The organism is Lancefieldella parvula (assembly GCF_963530955.1).
In the GTDB taxonomy this organism is placed as follows: domain Bacteria; phylum Actinomycetota; class Coriobacteriia; order Coriobacteriales; family Atopobiaceae; genus Lancefieldella; species Lancefieldella parvula_A.
The window spans coordinates 1-3,359 of sequence record NZ_CAUSFQ010000117.1 but is presented as its reverse complement, the minus strand read 5'-3'; the positions used below and the strand labels follow the sequence as shown (position 1 = coordinate 3,359).

General features: G+C 49.0%; 1 protein-coding gene and 1 pseudogene. Both read left to right on the top strand.

What is annotated here, in order from left to right; translation table 11 throughout:
- Nucleotides 1-303: 303 nt before the first annotated feature.
- Nucleotides 304-2,067 (top strand): annotated as a pseudogene (gene aspS, locus RWJ43_RS06455) (aspartate--tRNA ligase).
- 45 nt (nt 2,068-2,112) lie between these two features.
- On the top strand, nt 2,113-3,359 hold a 1,247-nt coding region (locus tag RWJ43_RS06450), incomplete at its 3' end, for an ABC transporter transmembrane domain-containing protein (RefSeq protein WP_314009084.1).

Sequence of the window (3,359 nt, the reverse complement as noted above, 5' to 3'; positions counted from 1 at the left end):
TCCAAGTTCTTCTCGCCCTGTAAGAGGGCTCATGTGTATCAATTTCAGTCTAGCGTAAAAGTGTGACGGTAAGTTATTTATTCCTCGTGAATCTCCACTAAGTTTAGATTGAGAGGATTCGACTAAACGTTGGAGAGTACAATGTTTTATCTATGAGCAAGAACGCGCCGTCTACGCGTTTTTGCCGTCTTGAAGGTGCTTTCCGATTTGGCACAGGGAAGCAAAGACGAAAGGATAAAAATGGCTTGTTCCTCAGAAAAACCCCAGAATTATTCCGCTCACGCAGCTGCTGATTTGCACAGCATGCATACGCATACCTGCGGAGAGCTTCGTGTAGAGCATATCGGTCAGACCGTTACGCTCACTGGTTGGGTTTGGCGTCGTCGTGACTTTGGTGGTCTGATTTTTGTTGACCTTCGTGACCGCGAGGGTTTGACCCAGATTCTGTTTGACCCAGATGTTGATGCAGAAACATTTGCAACTGCAGAGACTATTCGTCCTGAGTGGCCTGTTCTGATTTCTGGTACGATTCAGCATCGTTCTGAAGGTCAGACCAATGAGGCTCTTGCTACCGGTGAGGTAGAGGTACTTGCTTCAAAGATTGAGGTTCTTAATACTAGTGCTGTTCCACCATTCCAAATTGAGAACCACATTGACGTTAACGAGGACCTTCGCTTGAGGTACCGCTACGTTGACCTACGTCGTCCTCAGATGGCACAGAATCTTCGTATGCGTTCTGATTTTGCATTTGCGCTTCGTGAGGCTTTCCATAAGCGTGACTTTACCGAGGTAGAGACTCCAGCACTGTTCAAATCCACTCCTGAGGGAGCTCGTGACTTCCTGGTTCCATCCAGAATGCAGGGTGGAAACTTCTACGCACTACCACAGTCTCCACAGCTATTGAAGCAGCTGCTGATGATTGGCGGCGTTGAGCGCTACTACCAGATTACTAAGTGCTTCCGCGACGAGGATCTTCGCGCAGATCGTCAGCCTGAGTTTACGCAGGTTGATATGGAGATGGCATTTGTCCGCGAGGAAGATGTCATGTAGGATCTTGAGGATATTCTGGGCGATGCATTTGCAAAGATGGGCATTGAGTTTCCAGCTCCACTGCGCAAGATTCAGTACTGGGATGCAATGGATACTTACGGTTCCGATAAGCCTGATACCCGCATTGGTATGGAGCTTCACGACGTCTCTGAGGTTTTCAAGCAGTCAAGCTTTAAGCTCTTTAGCTCTGCTGCTACAACAGAAGGCCAGTACGTCAAGGCAATCAACGTTAAGGGTGCAGGCACCTGGCCACGCTCTCAGGTAGATAAGCTTGCCGAGGTAGCCGCCGGCTTTGGTGCCAAGGGACTTGCGTGGGTTGCCTTCAAAGAGGACGGCTCCGTGGGAGGTCCTATTACAAAGTTCTTCTCGCCAGAAGAGCTTGAGGCACTGCGTGCAGAGATGTCTGCTGAGGCAGGGGACTTGATTCTCTTTGCTGTAGGCGGCCGCCTGGAGACAGATGAGATTCTTGGCGGTATGCGCCTGCATATGGCAAAGGTCTTGGATGTACCGCGAGAAGGTCATGATTTCCTCTGGGTTGTTAACTTCCCACTGTTCCACTGGGATGAGGAGACTCAGTCTTATGCCTCTGAGCATCAGCCCTTTACGCTTCCTCGTGAGGATGAGCTTGACCTTCTGGACACTGATCCTCTGGCTATGGGCTCGTATACGTACGACTTTGTCATGGACGGCTTTGAGGCTGGCGGCGGCGGAATGCGTATTCACAATGCTGAGCTGCAGCTTAAGATTCTGGAGAAACTCGGCTTTACTGAAGAGCGTGCAAAGGCTCAGTTTGGCTTCTTGATGGAGGCTCTGACATTTGGTGCACCTCCAATGGGCGGCTTTGCACTTGGTCTTGACCGCGTATGCATGTTGCTTGCAGGTGCCGATTCCATCCGTGATGTCATGGCATTCCCAAAGACTACTTCTGGCTCTGATTTGATGTCGAGCGCTCCTTCGCCTGTTTCTAATGAGCAGCTCAAGGAGGTTTCGCTTCAGACGCTTCCAAAAGAGGCATAAGCAAATCAAGCAAAGCAAGACTGTAAGGTACGTGGTGTTTTAACAATGAATGATACTTCTGTAGAAGAAAAGGCTCCATCTGCTCGTGCTGAGTTAAAGGTTATCTTGGACCACTTTGGCGCGTACAAAAAGGACTTTGTTTTGTCGGGACTCTGCGTGTTTGCAGAGTCCCTACTCGAATTAGTGATTCCTGTACTTATGGCTCAAATTGTTGACCAGGGTATTTTGCAAGGCAACCTTCAGGCTGTTTTTGTAAACGGTACCGTTATGGTTGTCTTTGCTCTTCTCGCCATGTTTGCTGGTATTGGCTATGCACGCTACTCAGCAAAGGCAGCTATGGGACTAGGTGCCCAACTCAGACAAGATGAATATCGCCGAATGGAAGAGTTTGCTTTTGCAAATCTTGATAAATACGATTCATCCTCTTTGGTTACGCGTTTGACCTCTGATGTAACCATTATTCAGAACGCCTTTGCAATGGGCACGCGCCCGTTTATGCGTGGACCAATTATGCTGGTCATGGGCTTGGTTATGGCGTTTATTATGAGCCCAGAGCTGGCAGTAGTGTATTTTGCCGTGCTGCCTTTTTTGGCCATTGCGCTCTTCTTTATTGTGAAGCGTGTTGGCCCTTTGTACCGCGTTATGCAAGGCGCAATGGATAAGCTTAACGAGGCACTGCAGGAAGACTTTGCCGCGGTGCGAGCGATTAAGGCATATGTCCGAGAAGGATATGTCTCCGAGCGCTTTGAAAAAGTTAATACCCAGTATGCGCAGACTGCTACAAAGACCTTTGGAACATCCGTCTTAAACCTACCTATTTTCCAGGCCTCAATGTATGTCACTAATGTGGCTATTCTTTGGTTTGGTGGCCAGATGATTATGGCTGGCAGACTGGGTGTTGGTGAGCTTACGGGCTTCATGAGTTACGTATTGCTTATCATGAACTCACTTATGATGATTTCTGGCGTGTTCTTGCTTACTGCTCGCGCTATTACCAGTGTGCGTCGAATCGGTGAGATTCTTTCCGAGGAGCCTGCTATTGAGTCTCCAGAGCACGGTTTGACTGACGTTAAGAATGGTGCAGTACGCTTTGAAAACGTATCGTTCAAGTACAGCCAGAGCGCTGAAGAGGACGTCCTTGAAGACATTAACCTCTCGTTTGCACCAGGCTCTACCGTTGGTATTCTCGGTGGCACTGGCTCCGGAAAAACTACCCTTATCCAGCTGATGGCGCGCTGGTACGATGCTACTGAAGGCACCGTATTTGTTGGCGAGAATGACGTCCGCTCCTA